13 protein-coding genes and 3 tRNA genes are annotated in these 15099 nt (G+C 71.3%); 9 read left to right on the top strand and 7 right to left on the bottom strand.

Annotated elements, in window-relative coordinates; translation table 11 throughout:
• Nucleotides 1-113: 113 nt before the first annotated feature.
• Nucleotides 114-1184 (bottom strand): ATP-dependent DNA ligase, encoded by a 1071-nt coding sequence (locus tag OG226_RS09370; protein WP_329348564.1) that lies wholly within the window; start codon nt 1182-1184, stop codon nt 114-116.
• A gap of 75 nt (nt 1185-1259) precedes the next feature.
• On the opposite strand from OG226_RS09370, the gene ligD reads away from it, so the two are divergent.
• The 3 genes from ligD (at nt 1260) to OG226_RS09355 (ending at nt 4417) form a co-directional block, all read left to right on the top strand.
• Nucleotides 1260-2351 carry a non-homologous end-joining DNA ligase gene (gene ligD, locus OG226_RS09365; RefSeq protein WP_329348563.1) on the top strand — a complete coding sequence of 364 codons (1092 nt, stop codon included), beginning with the start codon at nt 1260-1262 and terminating at the stop codon, nt 2349-2351.
• A gap of 4 nt (nt 2352-2355) precedes the next feature.
• Nucleotides 2356-3285: an ornithine cyclodeaminase family protein gene (locus OG226_RS09360; RefSeq protein WP_329348562.1), complete on the top strand. Its 930-nt coding sequence runs from the start codon at nt 2356-2358 to the stop codon at nt 3283-3285.
• A gap of 85 nt (nt 3286-3370) precedes the next feature.
• Nucleotides 3371-4417: a LacI family DNA-binding transcriptional regulator gene (locus OG226_RS09355; protein WP_328676245.1), complete on the top strand. Its 1047-nt coding sequence runs from the start codon at nt 3371-3373 to the stop codon at nt 4415-4417.
• A gap of 70 nt (nt 4418-4487) precedes the next feature.
• On the opposite strand, the gene OG226_RS09350 is transcribed toward OG226_RS09355, so the two are convergent.
• A complete protein-coding gene (locus OG226_RS09350) occupies nt 4488-5279 on the bottom strand; it encodes a VOC family protein (protein ID WP_329353351.1) in 792 nt (263 codons plus the stop codon).
• A 287-nt stretch (nt 5280-5566) separates the two neighbouring features.
• Here OG226_RS09350 and OG226_RS09345 point away from each other — a divergent pair, with 287 nt between their 5' ends.
• The 5 genes from OG226_RS09345 (at nt 5567) to OG226_RS09325 (ending at nt 8713) form a co-directional block, all read left to right on the top strand.
• A complete protein-coding gene (locus OG226_RS09345) occupies nt 5567-5815 on the top strand; it encodes a WhiB family transcriptional regulator (protein ID WP_328676244.1) in 249 nt (82 codons plus the stop codon).
• Between the two features lie 60 nt (nt 5816-5875).
• Nucleotides 5876-5948, top strand: a tRNA-OTHER gene (locus tag OG226_RS09340).
• 10 nt (nt 5949-5958) lie between these two features.
• Nucleotides 5959-6030, top strand: a tRNA-Asp gene (locus tag OG226_RS09335).
• A gap of 29 nt (nt 6031-6059) precedes the next feature.
• A complete protein-coding gene (locus OG226_RS09330) occupies nt 6060-7439 on the top strand; it encodes an SDR family oxidoreductase (protein ID WP_329348561.1) in 1380 nt (459 codons plus the stop codon).
• A gap of 107 nt (nt 7440-7546) precedes the next feature.
• Entirely contained in the window at nt 7547-8713 is a 1167-nt protein-coding gene (locus OG226_RS09325; RefSeq protein WP_329348560.1) for a ribonuclease inhibitor, read from the top strand.
• On the opposite strand, the gene OG226_RS09320 is transcribed toward OG226_RS09325, so the two are convergent.
• On the bottom strand, nt 8691-10517 hold the full coding sequence (locus tag OG226_RS09320; protein WP_328676241.1) for an AAA family ATPase: 1827 nt from the start codon (nt 10515-10517) through the stop codon (nt 8691-8693). The genes OG226_RS09325 and OG226_RS09320 overlap by 23 nt on opposite strands.
• On the bottom strand, nt 10518-11921 hold the full coding sequence (locus OG226_RS09315; RefSeq protein ID WP_329348559.1) for a DUF2201 family putative metallopeptidase: 1404 nt from the start codon (nt 11919-11921) through the stop codon (nt 10518-10520).
• Nucleotides 11922-12013: 92 nt separating this feature from the next.
• Here OG226_RS09315 and OG226_RS09310 point away from each other — a divergent pair.
• Nucleotides 12014-12089, top strand: a tRNA-Trp gene (locus OG226_RS09310).
• A gap of 24 nt (nt 12090-12113) precedes the next feature.
• On the opposite strand, the gene OG226_RS09305 is transcribed toward OG226_RS09310, so the two are convergent.
• From OG226_RS09305 to ddaH, 3 genes are all read right to left on the bottom strand, one after another.
• A complete protein-coding gene (locus OG226_RS09305; RefSeq protein WP_329348558.1) occupies nt 12114-12953 on the bottom strand; it encodes a hypothetical protein in 840 nt (279 codons plus the stop codon).
• An 80-nt stretch (nt 12954-13033) separates the two neighbouring features.
• Nucleotides 13034-14008: an acyl-ACP desaturase gene (locus OG226_RS09300; RefSeq protein WP_328676238.1), complete on the bottom strand. Its 975-nt coding sequence runs from the start codon at nt 14006-14008 to the stop codon at nt 13034-13036.
• A gap of 216 nt (nt 14009-14224) precedes the next feature.
• Nucleotides 14225-15001 (bottom strand): dimethylargininase, encoded by a 777-nt coding sequence (ddaH, locus tag OG226_RS09295; protein WP_328676237.1) that lies wholly within the window; start codon nt 14999-15001, stop codon nt 14225-14227.
• Between the last annotated feature and the right edge of the window lie 98 nt (nt 15002-15099).

Raw genomic sequence — 15099 nt, 5'->3', positions numbered from 1 at the left:
CCAAGTCTGTGTTTTCGATTGTGCGTTTATAAGTTCATTGATGGCCATACCCGCTCGGTTGTGATTGTGCGCGTCGAATGGGCCGATCGGCCCACCGGAAGATCCGGAAGGAGTCAGTCCGGCGGACCGAGGATCTCGGCCAGGTCATAGCGGACCGGCTCCTCCAGTTGTGCGTACGTGCAGCTCTCGGGCGTGCGGTCGGGGCGCCAGCGGCGGAAACGCGCCGTGTGCCGGAAGCGCGCGCCGTTCTCCATGTGGTCGTACGCCACCTCGGCCACCCGCTCCGGTCTGAGTGGCACCCAGGAGAGGTCCTTCTTGCCGGACCAGCGGCTCGGGGCGCCCGGCAGCCGGGCGGATTCGTGCGCGGCCTCCTCCGCCCAGGCCGCCCACGGATGCCCGGTCGGGTCGTCCATGCGCAGCGGCGCGAGTTCCTCGATGAGCTCCGCGCGCCGCTTCATGGTGAAGGCGGCGGACACGCCCACATGTTGCAGGGCGCCCTGACCGTCGTAGAGGCCGAGGAGGAGTGAGCCCACGACGGGGCCGCTCTTGTGGAGGCGGTAGCCCGCGACGACGGCGTCCGCGGTCCGTTCGTGCTTGATCTTGAACATCGCGCGCTCGTCCTGGCGGTAGCGCAGGTCGAGTGGTTTCGCCACGACACCGTCGAGCCCGGCGCCCTCGTACTGCTCGAACCACCGTCGCGCCACGTCGATGTCGGTGGTCGCGGGCGCCAGATGCACGGGTGTGGTCACGCCGGCCAGGGCCCGTTCGAGGAGCGCCCGGCGGTCGCCGAGCGGCACGTCGAGCAGTGACTCGTCGGCCAGGGCCAGCAGGTCGAAGGCGACGAACGAGGCCGGGGTCCGCTCGGCCAGCGTCCGCACCCGCGACTCGGCCGGGTGGATGCGCTCGCTCAGCGCGTCGAAGTCCAGCCGCCCGTCCCGGGCGATCACGATCTCGCCGTCCAGGACGCACCGCTCCGGCACGCGCTCCTTCAGTGCCTCGACCAGTTCGGGAAAGTACCTGGTCAGCGGCTTTCCGGTACGGCTGCCCAGCTCGACCTCGGGCCCGTCCCGGAACACGATCGCCCGGAAGCCGTCCCACTTCGCCTCGTAGTGCATGCCCGGCGGAATCCTCGCCACCGACTTGGCGAGCATGGGCTTCACGGGCGGCATCACCGGCAGATCCATGCTCCCGATTCTGCTCTCGTACGTCGCTCGCCGCCCGGTGTGCGATGTCTGCGCGCCGGGCCTACGGTGGCTCGCATGGGCGAAGCGGTGGAACTGGAGGCGGGCGGCCGGACCGTACGGCTGTCCAGCCCAGGCAAGATCTTCTTCCCGGAGCGCGGCTTCACCAAGCTGGACCTCGCCCGGTACTACATCGCGGTCGGCCCCGGAATCCTCCGCGCCCTGCGCGACCGGCCCACCACCCTGGAGCGCTATCCGGACGGGGTCGAGGGCGAGAACTTCTTCCAGAAGCGGGCGCCCAAGAACATGCCCGACTGGATCCCGACCGCCCACATCACCTTCCCCAGCGGGCGCAGCGCCGACGAGATGTGCCCCACCGAGCAGGCCGCCGTGCTGTGGGCCGCCCAGTACGGCACGCTCACCTTCCACCCCTGGCCGGTGCGCCGCGACGACGTCGACAGTCCCGACGAACTCCGCATCGACCTCGACCCGCAGCCCGGCACCGACTACGACGACGCGGTCCGCGCCGCCCATGAACTGCGCGCCGTGCTGGACGAGTTCGGCGGTCTGAAGGGTTTCCCCAAGACCTCCGGCGGACGCGGTCTGCACGTCTTCGTGCCGATCGAACCGCGCTGGACCTTCACCCAGGTCCGCCGCGCGGCCATCGCGGTCGGCCGCGAGCTGGCCCGCCGGATGCCGGACCAGGTGACGGTCAAGTGGTGGAAGGAGGAACGCGGCGAGCGCATCTTCGTCGACTACAACCAGACCGCCCGCGACCGCACCATCGCCTCCGCCTACTCCGTACGACCCCGCCCGCACGCCCCCGTCTCGGCACCCCTGCGCTGGGACGAGGTCGACACCGCGCACCCCCGGGACTTCGACCTCGCGACCATGCCGGCCCGTTTCGCCGAACTCGGCGACGTGCACGCCGACATGGACGACCACCGCTACTCCCTGGACGCCCTCCTCGAACTCGCCCGCCGCGACGAACACGACCACGGGCTGGGCGATCTGCCGTACCCGCCGGAGTACCCGAAGATGCCGGGCGAGCCGAAGAGGGTGCAGCCGAGCAGGGCGAAGAAGGCCGCCGCTGCCCCGGATTCTGCGGCCGACTCCGCGACCGATTCCGCGACCGATTCCGCCGCCGACTCCGCTTCCGACGGATCATGAGCGCATGACTCGCCTGCTGACACGGAGCGTCCTCGGCGCCCTGCTGGAACCCTCGGCCTGCCTCGCCGCGCTGCGGGCCGGCTTCCTCGCCGTAGGGGCCCCGGTGGCGATCCCGGGCCAACGGGTGCGCACCGACCTTCCGTTCCCCGGTACCGCCACCGCGCTGATGCCCGGACTGCTGCCCGGCATCGAGGCCTACACGGTGAAGGTCAACGCCAAGTTCCCTGACGCCCGGCCCGCGTTGAGGGGCGTGCTGTGCCTGCACAGCGGCGTGGACGGCGAGTTGCTCGCCCTGCTGGACTCGGCGACGGTGACCGCGTGGCGGACGGGGCTCGCGGCTGCCCTGGGCACGCATGCCCTCGCGGGTGCGGCGGAGGGTGCGGCGGTGGGGGTCATCGGCGCGGGCGCGCAGGCCGAGTTGATGGTGCGCGGTTTGGGCGTGCTCCGGCCGCACGGCGAACTCCTCGTCCACGACACGGACGTGGACCGCGCGACCGAGTTCGCCGCACGACACGGCGGCCGGGTGCTCGGCTCGCCGAAGGAGATCGCCGCGGCTGCCGACATCGTCCTCCTGGCGACCTGGTCCCGCACCCCGCTGCTGTCCCTCGTGGACACCCGGGAGGGACAGCACCTCACCAGCCTGGGCGCCGACGAGCCGGGCAAGCGGGAACTCGCCGCCGACCTGCTGGACGCGGCACTGGTCGTCGTCGACGACCGCCAACTGGTCGAGTCCGTGGGCGCGTTGACCCCGGCCCACATCGACACCACGCTCGGCGACGTACTGCGCGGAGATCATCCGGGGCGGACCGATGTCGATGCGCGTTCCGTATACGCACCCGTCGGGCTGCCGTGGCAGGACCTGGCGTTGGCGTGGCTGGCGTATGAGCGGGCGGAGCGGGACGGGGTGGGGCGGCGGGTGGATCTGTTGGGGTGAGGGCGCACTCCATTTTTGGGAGCGCTCTCACCGTCCGGTTCCGCCACGGCTATCCTGATCCGCATCATCGAGGAGGGGTCCAACCGTGACCGAGACAGCGCCGCGTCCCACGTTGGAGGCCGTGGCCGCGCGGGCGGGGGTGTCGCGGGCCACCGTTTCGCGGGTGGTCAACGGCGGGGACGGGGTGCGGGAATCGCTCGTCGAGCGGGTCCGGCAGGCCGTGGACGAACTCGGGTACGTCCCCAATCAGGCGGCCCGAAGTCTGGTGACGAAGCGGCACGACGCCATCGCCGTGGTGATCGCCGAACCGGAGACGCGCGTCTTCGCCGACCCCTTCTTCGCCATGCAACTCCGTGGTATCAGCAAGGAGTTGACCGCCCACGACTCCCAACTCGTGCTGCTCCTCACGGAAGGCCGCGACGACCACGCCCGCGTCGGCCGCTATCTCGCCGGCGGTCACGTGGACGGCGCGCTCGTCTTCTCCCTGCACCTCGACGACCCGCTGCCCGGACTGATCCAACGGGCCGGTGTCCCGACCGTGTTCGGCGGCAGGCCCTCCTGGAGCGAGGGGACACGCGCCTCCGGACCGACGGTCTACGTCGACTGCGACAACCGGGGCGGTGCCCGTGAGGCCGTACGACACCTCGTCGGGCTCGGCCGCACCCGGATCGCGCACATCACCGGCGCGCTCGACCAGACCTCCGCGGTGGACCGGCTCGACGGGTTCCGGGACGTCATGGTCGACGTCGATCCCCGGCTGATCGTGGAGAGCGACTTCACCCCGGGTGGCGGTGAGCGCGCGATGCGGGAACTCCTCGACAACTGCCCCGACGTGGACGCCGTGTTCGCCGCCAACGACCTCACCGCCTACGGCGCCCTGAAGGTGCTGCGCGAGGAGGGTCTGCGGGTGCCCGAGGACGTGGCGGTGATCGGCTTCGACGACATGCTTCCGGTCGCCGAGCAGACCGAACCGCCGCTCACGACGGTCCGCCAGGACATAGAGGAGATGGGCCGGTTGATGGCCCGCCTGCTGCTGCGCGGCCTCGACCGCCGGGGCGCCCCGGACGGCATCGGAGGCGCGCCGTCCAGCGTGATCCTGCCGACCACCCTGGTCCACCGCGCCTCCGCGTGAGCCGTGCCCGTACGTCGGCGTGGGACCGGCCGGCGGGCCGGCCCGCGTGCCGCCGACTCGGGAGGCACCGTCAACCCTGCGGCGGCTCGCTCTTGATGACGGCGAAGCGGGCGCCGTGCGGGTCGGTGAGCTGGGCGATGCGGCCGACGCCCTCCATGCCGGCGGCCGGCACGGCGACCTTGCCGCCCGTCTCCAGCGCCTTGGCGACCGTGGCGTCCACGTCGGCGACCTCGAAGTAGGCCAGCCAGTACGCCCCCGAGGCCGCGCCGTCCGGGTCGACGTCGAGCGGGACGACACCGCCGAACATCGCGTCCTCACCGGCACCGGACGGATTGAGGCAGGTGTAGTCGCCGCCCGGCATGGGGGCGGCGGAGGTCTCCAGGCCGAGCGAGGCGTAGTAGAACGCGGCCGCCGCGGCGATGTCCGGCGTGTACAGCTCGACCCAGGTCAGCGAACCGGGGTCGCCCGCGACGTCAACACCCTTCATTTGGCCCGGCTGCCAGATGCCGAACGCGGCGCCCCCCGGGTCCCTGAGGATCGCCATGTGACCCTGGCCCATCACGTCCATCGGCTGGAACAGGACCGCGCCGTGCGCCTGCTCCACCGACTTGGCCGTGGCCTCCGCGTCCGGGCTCTGGAAGTACACGGTCCAGGCGGACGAGTCGTGCTCCGGGGGCAGTGGCATGCCGCCGGCGACCGTCCTGCCGTCGAGCTGGAAGAAGCCGTAGCCGCCGGCCTCGGGTCCCGCCGACTGGAACTGCCAGCCGAAGAGACCGCCGTAGAAGGAGATGGCGCTGTCGATGTCGGGCGAGCCGACGTCCAGCCAGTTGGGAGCGCCGTTGACGAAACGGGTGGTGAGCATCATTGCCCTCCTCGTTGAAGGGTCCCGTGGGAAGGGCCCGTTCTCTGCACTGCCGAGTCTTGCACCGCCCACTGACAATCGCTGCCGGAGCGCGGCGGCGGTTCGCGGATACGGTGATGGTTACCCTCGGTGACCGTTGAAGTTCTCCGTGTTTTCATACCGGGTCCGCGCGCCGCCGTGCGTCGGTGCGGGCGCAGGGGTCATCATCGGGGCGGCCGGAGGCCTCGGAGCGCGGCGTTGATCCCGCGTTGATCGAACGTTTTTCGCCGGACGGCACGATCCTGGCCATGCACATCGACACGATCACCTCGCCCGACCTGGACTGGCAGCAGGAGGCGTTGTGCGCGCAGACCGGGGCGGACTTCTTCTTCCCCGAACCCGGCAGCTCCGTCAGGGAGGCCAAGCGGATCTGCGGCATGTGCCCGATCCGCTCGGCCTGTCTGGAGTGGGCCCTCGACCACGACGAACGCTTCGGCGTGTGGGGCGGTCTGTCGGAGAAGGAACGCCTGGAGATCCGACGCACCACCTCCCGCTGAACGGGCGCGTTTATTCGGTGCGGTGCGCGCGGGCGAGTGCGGTTAGGATCCGGGGGCGCACCCGGGCGTAGCGCAGAGGCAGGCGCACGTCGTGCTCTGACGAATCACATCGGTTCGAATCCGATCCCCGGGCTGCGTTCGGGGGCCCTGTTGAGCAGAGGCAGACTCGCCGCCTTGTCAGGGCGGATACGCCGGTTCGAATCCGGTCGGGGCCCACTTCATGGCACGGCCGGGGCGGGGATCGATGACTGACGAGGGCGGGATCACCGAGGCGGAACTGGCCGCCTTCCACCACGCGGTGGGCAGGCTGCGGGAGTTGCCCGTCGACGATCCGGTGCGCCTGCGCGCGGAACAGGTCGCCGCGTCCTTCGCCAGGGACGGCCGGCTGCGGCGCCGGAAGGCCCGCGGCGCCGACGTGTCCGCGGCCGACGCGGCGACGATGGCGGCGACCGCGACGGGGGCGGTGGATCGACGCGAGGACGCTCCGCTGGGTCCAGCGGGTGAACTGGCGGATCGAGCGGGCGAGTTGGTGGGGCACGCGGATACCGGTGGGGGTGTCTACCGCAGGCCGCGTGGTTGCTACGTCTGCAAGTCGCCCTATCGACAGGTGGATTCCTTCTACCACCGGCTGTGTCCCGACTGCGCCGCCGACAACTCCGCACGCCGGGCGCTGAGTACGGACCTGAGCGGGCGCCGGGTGCTGCTCACCGGCGGGCGGGTGAAGATCGGTTTCCAGTTGGCGCTGATGATGCTGCGGGACGGCGCGGAGCTGCTGGTCACCTCGCGGTTCCCGCACGATGCCGTACGCCGGTTCCGTGCCGAGCCGGGCAGCGAGAAGTGGCTGGACCGGCTGACGGTGCTCGCCGTCGACCTCCGCGACCCCCGCCAAGTGCTGGGCCTGTGCGAGGAGTTGAGGGAGGCGGGCGAACCGCTGGACATCCTCGTCAACAACGCCGCGCAGACCGTACGACGCCCTCCGCGGTCGTACGCGCTGCTGACCGCGGGGGAGCGCGACGCCCTGCCGGAGGGGGCACGGCGGGCGCCCGGCTTCACACCGATGCGGATGCTCGCGGGCGGCGCCTCGACGCTCCCCGTCGTACTCCGCGAGGCCGACGAGGCCGGGCTCCTGCCCGACCCGTCCCCGGAGAACTCCTGGTCGGCCCGGCTCGGCGCCCTCGACCCGGCCGAGGTCCTGGAGACCCAACTCGTCAACGCCCTGGCCCCGGCCCTCCTCTGCGACCGCCTGCTGCCCCTGCTGCTCGCCTCGCCGCGCCCCCGCCGGTACGTCGTCAACGTCACCGCGGTGGAGGGCAGGTTCGCCGTCCGCAACAAGATGCCCGGCCACCCCCACACCAACATGGCCAAGGCCGCCCTCAACATGCTCACCCGCACCAGCGCCGCCGAACTCGCCCACCAGGGCGTCCACATGTGCGCCGTGGACACGGGCTGGATCACGGACGAGAACCCGGCCCCCAAGAAGGACCGGATGGCCGACGCCGGCTTCCGTACCCCCCTCGACATCGTGGACGGCGCGGCCCGCGTCTACGACCCGATCGTGCGCGGCGAGTCCGGCGACCCGGTGTCCGGGGTGTTCCTCAAGGACTATCGGGAGGCGGCGTGGTGAGCGGGGGCGTGGAGGGCACCGGGGATCCTGACGGCCCTGCGGGAGCGGATTCTGGGCAGGATTCCCCACCTCCGCCGGCGATCACCTTCGCCGGTGTCCCGTACATCGTGCCCGGACCCGTCGCCGAACTGGCCCCGCTGCTCGACTGGTTGAGGGCGGGCCGACCAGCCGGAGAGCGCCTCGACTTCGCCGTAGGCACGGCCCTGCCCGACGGGCGGCTCGACCTGTGCAAGCAGGAGTTGGGGGCGGAGGGTGCCGCGCTGGTCGCCGAGGCGTTGGCCCAAGGGCCCTCTCCTGTACGGCACTTGCTGCTCGGTACCGACGGGCTCGGGGACGAGGGCGCCGAAGTCGTGGCCGCGGGGAGTGGGGACGTCGAGACGCTCTATCTCGGCTGCAACGGGATAACGGCCGGTGGTGCCTGTCGGATCGCGGACCAGTTGCGGGCCTCGCCGCAGGTCGTCACCGGGGTGTGGCTCAAGCGCAACCCGCTGGGCAGCGGGGGAGGGCGGGCGGCGGCCGAACTCATCGAGTCCGCGCGGTCGTTGCGCACGCTCGACCTCGTGCAGACCGGGATCGATCCGGCGGGCGCAGTCGTCCTTGCTGACGCGTTGCTCGCCGCTGCCGGCAATGGGCGCCGCATCGAGCGGCTCTTCATCGGCGGCAACACGCTCGGCGCGGACGGCACCGCACCCCTCGCCGCCGTCGTCGCGGCGGGCGCGATCGACGAACTCTACGTATCCGCCGCCCGGTTGGGGGACGCCGGCGCCCTCCTCCTCGCCGACGCCCTGGAACGCGCGCCGTACGGACGGCTCGTGCGGCTGTCCGTCGCCAGTAACGGCATCGGTCCGCGGGGCGCGGCGCGGTTGGTGGCCGCCGCCACCGCGGCCGGGGTCGGGCTGCTGGACCTCGGCCGGGTGAGAGCGGCGGCTGTGCTCGGCGCGGCCGACAACCACGTTGATCTGCGCGCCGCCGAGAGCATCGGCCGGACCCTCGTCGCCGCCGAGCACCGCCTCACCCATCTCGTCCTGTCCCACTCCGGGATGCGCAGCCGCGAGGCCCACCGCCTCCTCGACACGGCACCCCGCGCGGTCACCCCCACCCGCTTCGTCCTCGGCCAGGGGATCGCCGCCAGCGTCAAACGCCGCCTGGAGGCACTCGCCGCCCACATCCCGGCACCCTCGCTCGCCCCGGACGTGGCCGCCGTACGCAGCGTGCATCGCACCGCGCGGCCGGGGGAGTCCGAGCACGGGGTCAGCGACGCGCCAAGCCCGTGAAGATGTCCGTCCAGAACCGCTGTTGCCGAGCCGACGCCCCCACCAGATAGGTCGCCCGGAGCTTCGCCGGCAGCAGGGCCACCATGCGGGCCACGACCGCGCGGTGCTTCTTCAGCTGGGACAGCTCCGCGTTGGCGAGGATCTGGTGGACCACGTCGCTGTCGTCGCCGCCCTCGTCGGTGTGCTCGGCCGCGCGGCGCAGCCGGGCCTCCCAGAGGTCCGCGTCACGGGCCAGCTCGCGCAGTCCCGTCACCGGGCGGCCCTTGAAGCGGTCGATCAGGGCGGTGAGCGGCACGGGCGCGTACTCCCCGTCGCCGAGATAGACCGTCGCCATCTCCAGCGGCAGCCCCCGCCGGTGCAGCTTGATCAGCCGCTCCAGCGTGCGCTTGGTGATCCAGGCGCGGCCGTCGTCGTCGATGTCGTGCTTCCACCACTCCAGCACCGTCTCCGCGTCCGAGCCGTACCGCGCGAGCAGCCACTCGTTCGCCGGGATGTCCTCCGGGTCCACCGTCAGCGAGGCCGTGAACCGCGTCGCCTGGGCGATGTTGTTCCGCGACACCAGCAGCTTGCGGCCCAGGTGGTACGGCGGGTTCTGGACGGCGATCTGCGCCCGCAGGTTCTCGATCCGCCGTCCGGCGAGCGACCACTCCTGGGTGATCTCCATCAGCTTGGCGAACGCGGCCTTGTCCTTGGGGCGGTTGTACTCGTCCCACACGATCGCCTTGGGGCCGGGCCCGGTGAAGTTCGCGGCCAGCAGGTTGTCCAGGGTGCCGTCCGGCGACGGGATCGGCGCGCACAGGTCCTCGACGTTCGTCACCGGCAGCGAGAAGTACAGCGGCTCCCGGCCCAGGCCCGCGCGGACCGTCTCCCGGACCAGCTCCGTCTTGCCGCAGCCGGGCGGCCCTTGGAGCAGCACCGTCCAGCGGTTGCGCAGCGCGGCCCGCACCACCTGCCGTACCGGGTCGGGGATCGTGGCCGGGTTGGGCACGCCCAGGGCCTCGGCGACGCGGTCCAGGATCTCCGTCGTGCGGTTCTGCCCGGGCCGGCCGTCCGGGCCCGGCTCGGCCAGCCGCAGCCGCTCGCCGTCGATCAGGGGCAGGCCCCAGCGGAGCGGGAAGCCCTCCTTCGCGTTGGCCAGGACGTGGTCCAGCGTGCGCGGGGACAGCAGCTCGCGCAGCGCGGGCGAGAGCGATGCCCACACACTGAAGACCGAACGGAGGTCCCAGGGGCGGTACTTGGCCGCCAGGTGCCGGCGCCAGGACGTGTCGTTCGCCGTGATCCGCATCGTCACCATGCGGTCGAGCAGCGCGAGGTCGCCGCGCCGGGCCGACGTCTCGGACAGCGACTCGTTGTCCGTGAGGAAGACACCGACGCAGCCGAGCGCCCGCAGATCGTGCTCGCCGAGCGTCCAGTTGCAGGCGATCTGCATCAGCTGCGACTGGATCGTGTCGCCCGCCTGCAACGAGTCGTCGATGAGCAGCACGAACGGCGTGCCCGGCTTCAGCTGGCTCATCACCAGCTGGCGCAGCACGAGTTCACCGGTGTGCGGGTCCCGCACCGGCGCGTTGACGAGCAGGTCGTCCGGTGTCAGATTCGCCGCCGGGACGTACACCAGCGCGGTGTCCGGGTGGGCGCGGCCGATGTGGGAGAAGAACGTCGCCGTCTTGCCGATGCCGTGCTCGCCGAAGACCTGCCCGGTCTGCCCGATGTCGATCATCGCGTCGATGAAGGACTCCAGGCGCGACGGCTCACGCCGACCGTGCCCGGCCTCCGGGGTCGTCGACTGCCCTGTCTCCGTGGTCATTTACGTCGATCCTGTCGTGACGCGATGGCAGTCCATCGCCGGGTTGTGCGTCTCGGGCCACTCGCTGCCGCCCTCGGTGATCAGCCAGATCCACTTGTCCGGCTCGGCGGGCGTGACAGGCGGCGCGTACCCGTCCGTGAGCACCACGACCGCGTCCGGGGTCACGTCGAACCGCCGGCCGTTCACCTCGGTACGCCCCTCCACGTAGTCCGCGACGACCTGGAAGCTCGTGCCGCCACCGCCGTAGACCCGCTCGCCGGGCCTGAACGGCATCACCACGGCGTCGAAGGACAGCCAGTGCGCCTCGACCCCGTCGATGCGGCCGACGAGTTCGGTGAGCCAGGTGATCACGCGGTGCGGCATCGAGCCCGAGGTGTCGTACGCGACGACCAGGACCTTGTCCCGGACCGGGCCGCGGCGCGAGAGCATCGGGTCCTGGCCGAGGGCCGCGAGCAGGGCGCCGCGCTTCTTCGGGTACACCAGCCGCTCGCCGTCGCGCAGTTTCGAGCCGAGGACGTCGACGAGCCAGCGCTGCCACCAGTGGACCGTCCGCGTGCGTGCCGTCTCGCCGCGCAGGACGCCCGCGCCGAGGTTCCCCCAGATCCGGCCGGCCCGCGCGGAACCGTCCTCGGTGCGGCCCATCAGGTCGAGCAACTCCCGCTCCGCGCCCGCGTGTCCGCGCCGGGCCGCCAGCAGGGAGTTCAGCAGCGCGGACGACGCCACCGCGTCCACCGTCTCCTGGTCGGCCGCTACCCGGCCGTCCACCAGGTGCACGCACAGCTGCCGCTCCGGGACCGGAGGGTGCCGCATGCGCTTCAGTTCGCCGAACACCTTCATGTCGGTCGCGATGAACTCCTCGTAGGGGACCGGCTCCAGGCCGTGCGCGGTGAGGTCGTCCCGGTACAGCCGGTGGATCCCGCGTGGGTCGATGCCTGTCGGTCGGCCGTCCAGCAGGGGCAGTTCGGTGCGGCCGAGGCGGACCAGGGCGACATGGTTGATGGAGACCTCGGCGGCCAGCTCGAAGACCGGGTCGTCGCGCAGTTCGAGGTCGGCGAACAGATGGCGCTGCACCAGGTGCCGTGCCTCGTGGAAGAGCACGAACTTCACGCCGTCCAGGCCGAGTCCGACGAAGAAGTCCGGGTTGAAGAGCAGCAGGCAGGAGCCGTCGCCGGAGGCGACCACGGCCGCCGTGTCCACCGCCGTGGTCGGGATCTGGTGATGGCACTTCGCGTACAGCCAGGACGCCACCGCCGACTCCGTCAGCCCGAAGTCCAGCAGCGCGGCCTCCTTCAGCCGCCGTGCCTCGGCGACCGTCGCCGGGTCCGCCGGCCGGTACCGCTCCAGCGCCCCGCGGTCGGCCAGATCGACCACAGGGGTACGCCGACCCCGCTCTCCGTACGCCATGTCACGCCCCCCGCGCCGCGTTCTCCCCCGTGCCCCAATTGGTACCAGGCCGCACTGACAATGGGCCAAGGCATTACGCTCTGGTCCCAAGGGCGGGGTCGTAGCGCAGAGGCAGGCGCTCTGGTCTCCAGAACCGGAACACGCTGGTTCGAATCCAGCCGCCCCGCCCCCCTCGGCGACTCTGGGGTCGGCTCAGGCGATCGCGCCGGCCGTCACCACCAGCTCCACCACGTTCCCGTGGAACGTGTCGATCAGCTGCGCCAGGACCGCCCAGGCGTCCTCGTGGTCGGCCAAGTGCTCGCGCACGAGCGGTCGTAGAGCGTCCTCGGCCTCGGCCGCGCGCGCGGGGAACATGAGTTGGCCGGTGGAGAGCACCTGGAGGACGTCCGACGCGGGGCCCCAGGCGGTCGCGTAGTCGGCGGGGCCGTCCAGCACGCCGGCCTGCTCCACCCGGTGGGTGAACTTGCGGTGGGTGCCGAAGTGCGCGCGCAGCGCGGGCGGGCAGTCCGGGCGTATGGACAGGGCCCAGCGCGCGTAGCCGGGCAGGGGGCGGTCCTGGTCCGCCTCGGTGACCGTCTGCCAGTCGGAGCGCTCCAGGACCATCGACGCGGCCGTCCGCGCGGACTGCATCGAGGTGCCCTCGCGCAGGGCGCCGATCAGGCCGAAGCGGGTGAAATTCACGGGGACCGGTGGTTCGTCCGTCACATCCACGCTCTCGGCGACGGTGACCGGCTCCACGCGCGCGTGGCCGAACGGCACGCCCCGCGCGATGGCGCGCCGCATCGCGTTGTCCGCGGAGACGTGCCGCCAGACCCACTTGTTCAGTTCCGGATCGTCCTCCTCCAGAACCCACAACAGTACGGAGGACGGCACCGCCGTCCTCGTCCAGGACCAGAGCAGGCTGCGCCGGGTCTCGGGATCTCCCTCGGCCTCCGGGAGGCCGATCCGCCGCCGTATCCGCTCGGCGTCCGCGCTGTCGACCAGGTGCAGCAGAAAGTCGACCGCCGCCCCCGACGTGCTGTTGTCACGCATGGCGGCATGATGCCGCAGCGGGGGCACGTCCCGCACCGGTAATTCGATCACCGGGCGGTTCGGGGGCGGCCGGGGGTCGGTCAGGCGCTCGCGCGGGCCGCCATGCGGGCCTTGCGGATCGCCAGCTTCTCGTCGAACTTCGAGGCCTCGGAGTCCAGGCCGCCCATGTAGAGGCCGATCTCCTCCTGGGCCTGCTGGCCCTCGGGGCCGAGACCGTCGATGTCCATGACCTTCAGGAAGCGCAGCACGGGCTGGATGACGTCGTCGTGGTGGATGCGCAGGTTGTAGACCTCGCCGATGGCCATCTGCGCGGCGAAGCGCTCGAAGCCGGGCATGCCGTGACCGGGCATCCGGAAGTTGACGAGGACGTCGCGCACGGCCTGCATGGTGAGGTCGGGGGCGAGCTCGAACGCGGCCTTCAGGAGGTTGCGGTAGAAGACCATGTGGAGGTTCTCGTCGGTCGCGATGCGGGCCAGCATGCGGTCGCAGACCGGGTCGCCCGACTGGTGGCCGGTGTTGCGGTGCGAGACGCGCGTGGCCAGCTCCTGGAAGGCGACGTACGCCACGGAGTGCAGCATCGAGTGCCGGTTGTCCGACTCGAAGCCCTCGCTCATGTGCTGCATGCGGAACGCTTCGAGCTTCTCCGGGTCGACCGCGCGGGAGGCGAGCAGGTAGTCCCGCATGACGATGCCGTGCCGGCCCTCCTCCGCCGTCCAACGGTGCACCCAGGTGCCCCAGGCGCCGTTACGGCCGAAGAGGGAGGCGATCTCGTGGTGGTAGCTGGGGAGGTTGTCCTCCGTGAGGAGGTTCACGACGAGGGCGATGCGGCCGATCTCGGTGACCTTGGACTGCTCCTTGCCCCAGGCCTCGCCGTCCTCGAAGAAGCCGGGGAAGTTCCGGGCGTCGCTCCACGGCACGTACTCGTGCGGCATCCAGTCCTTGGTGACCTTGAGGTGCCGGTTCAGTTCCGTCTCGACGACTTCCTCCAACGCGTACAGCAGCTTGGCGTCGGTCCAGACTGCGGGGCTGCCGAGGTGCGGGGAAGTGATCGTCACGGGGACTCCAGGGGGACGTCGTACAAAACTGAACAAACCGGCGAGCGGTGCCGGGACCTGTGCAACTTACGGAATCGTAGGCTACGAAACCGTAGGTTACGAGACCGTAGGTTAAGGGCGCCGTAAAGATCGCTGTTCAGGCGGTATCGCCGGGGGAATCCCGCGGAGTCGCAGGACCCCAGGTGACGGCGCCGAACGGGCGGCTCCGTCACCCGGTCAGGCGTACAGATCCCGGAGCCTGACCGAGAGGCACGTCACACATCCTTCGAGTTTCTCGAACTCGCTGATGTCCACCACGACCGGCTCGTGGCCGAGGTCGGCGAGCAGATCGGCCGTCTTGGGCGCGCTCGCCGCCATCAGCACCTTGTCACCGCCGAGCAGCACCACATGAGCGCCGGCCTCCTCGGGCACCGACAGGAAGCGCGGGAAGAGCGAGGGCCGGTCCACCTTCGGGATGTGCCCCAGCACCGTCCCCTCGGGCAGCGCGGTGACCGCCGACTTCAGATGCAGCACCTTGCTCACGGGCACGGCGACCACCCGCGCTCCGAGCGGCTCGAACACGGCCCGCAACTGCTGGACGCCGGCCGCGTTCGTCCGGCCGCCCCGGCCGACGTAGATCGTGTCGTCGACCTTGAGGACGTCGCCGCCCTCCAGGGTGCCAGGCTCCCAGACCCAGTTCACCGAGCAGCCGAGCCGGGCCACCGCCTCCTCGACCCCGCCCGTCTCCTCGCGCCGGGACTCGGCGCCGGGCCGGGCGATCAGCGCCACGTTCCTGTACATGACCACCGCGTCCTCGACGAACACGGAGTCGGGGCAGTCGTCGGCCGGATCCACCTCGATCGTCTCCCAGCCGTGCACCCGCAGCGCGTGCGCGTACGCCTCCCACTGCTCGACGGCCTGCTCGACGTCGACCTTCTCCCGCTCGATGTGCGTGACCAGCCCTTCGGCCAGGCGCGGGCTGGGGCGGCGGACGAGGGCCTTCTTGCTGGGCACGAGCGGGACTCCGTATCGGCGGGATCGGTTCGGCGCCCTTGTCGGGGCACCGGTTGGCCATCATGCGCCACCCGTCCGTGCCGACAAAACCCCTCACG

This window comes from Streptomyces sp. NBC_01261, from assembly GCF_036226385.1.
Classification (GTDB): domain Bacteria; phylum Actinomycetota; class Actinomycetes; order Streptomycetales; family Streptomycetaceae; genus Streptomyces.
This window is presented reverse-complemented; position numbering and strand designations above follow the sequence as displayed.

What these genes read in the sequence shown, in the direction of transcription:
- OG226_RS09360 (WP_329348562.1), top strand. Translation starts at nt 2,356, where the DNA reads ATGACTCGCCTGCTGACACGGAGCGTCCTCGGCGCCCTGCTGGAACCC.
- ligD (WP_329348563.1), top strand. Translation starts at nt 1,260, where the DNA reads ATGGGCGAAGCGGTGGAACTGGAGGCGGGCGGCCGGACCGTACGGCTG.
- OG226_RS09330 (WP_329348561.1), top strand. Translation starts at nt 6,060, where the DNA reads ATGACTGACGAGGGCGGGATCACCGAGGCGGAACTGGCCGCCTTCCAC.
- OG226_RS09370 (WP_329348564.1), bottom strand. Translation starts at nt 1,184, where the DNA reads ATGGATCTGCCGGTGATGCCGCCCGTGAAGCCCATGCTCGCCAAGTCG.
- OG226_RS09305 (WP_329348558.1), bottom strand. Translation starts at nt 12,953, where the DNA reads ATGCGTGACAACAGCACGTCGGGGGCGGCGGTCGACTTTCTGCTGCAC.
- OG226_RS09350 (WP_329353351.1), bottom strand. Translation starts at nt 5,279, where the DNA reads ATGCTCACCACCCGTTTCGTCAACGGCGCTCCCAACTGGCTGGACGTC.
- OG226_RS09345 (WP_328676244.1), top strand. Translation starts at nt 5,567, where the DNA reads ATGCACATCGACACGATCACCTCGCCCGACCTGGACTGGCAGCAGGAG.
- OG226_RS09315 (WP_329348559.1), bottom strand. Translation starts at nt 11,921, where the DNA reads ATGGCGTACGGAGAGCGGGGTCGGCGTACCCCTGTGGTCGATCTGGCC.
- OG226_RS09320 (WP_328676241.1), bottom strand. Translation starts at nt 10,517, where the DNA reads ATGACCACGGAGACAGGGCAGTCGACGACCCCGGAGGCCGGGCACGGT.